Source organism: Vibrio sp. qd031, from assembly GCF_002100145.1.
Classification (GTDB): Bacteria; Pseudomonadota; Gammaproteobacteria; order Enterobacterales; family Vibrionaceae; genus Vibrio.
In genome coordinates this window covers 1-526 of the sequence record NZ_JXQD01000037.1, presented here as the reverse complement: position 1 = coordinate 526, position 526 = coordinate 1, and the positions used below count along the sequence as shown (strand labels likewise).

Here is a 526-nt window from a genome sequence, read left to right as displayed (position 1 = left end):
ATTTTAGGATTGCCGCGAAAGCACACGAGGAACCTCGTGCCCAAGCTGGTCGCGTCGCTCCAAATTTTAGGATTGCCGCGAAAGCACACGAGGAACCTCGTGCCCATGCTGGTCGCGTCGCTCCAAAATTTAGGATTGCCGCGAAAGCTCACGAGAAACCTTGTTTCCAAGTTATTCGCGTCGCTCCAAATAAAAAAGCCATCATCAGCTTTAAATGATGACACGGACGCGGGGTGGAGCAGCTTGGTAGCTCGTCGGGCTCATAACCCGAAGGTCGTTGGTTCAAATCCAGCCCCCGCAACCACTTTTAAGTTCAATGGATGAGGTTTTCATAACCCTCAGGCCGTTGACGGAAGCGCCGCCCGGATCAAATCCAGCCCGCGCAACCACATTCAAGAATACGTTGAAAAACGGGTTCTATGCGACACTAGCTCAGTTGGTAGAGCGCAACCTTGCCAAGGTTGAGGTCACGAGTTCGAACCTCGTGTGTCGCTCCAAATTTTAGGATTGCCGCGAAAGCACACGA

Annotated in this window: 1 protein-coding gene and 2 tRNA genes; all 3 read left to right on the top strand. The window is 52.3% G+C overall.

The window, feature by feature from the left end; translation table 11 throughout:
• The coding region (locus ST37_RS20170) for a hypothetical protein (protein ID WP_206780103.1) at window positions 1-218 on the top strand (218 nt) is incomplete at its 5' end.
• A gap of 9 nt (window positions 219-227) precedes the next feature.
• Window positions 228-304 (top strand) — tRNA-Met (locus tag ST37_RS19635).
• 117 nt (window positions 305-421) lie between these two features.
• Window positions 422-497 (top strand) — tRNA-Gly (locus ST37_RS19630).
• The last annotated feature ends 29 nt before the right edge of the window (window positions 498-526 follow it).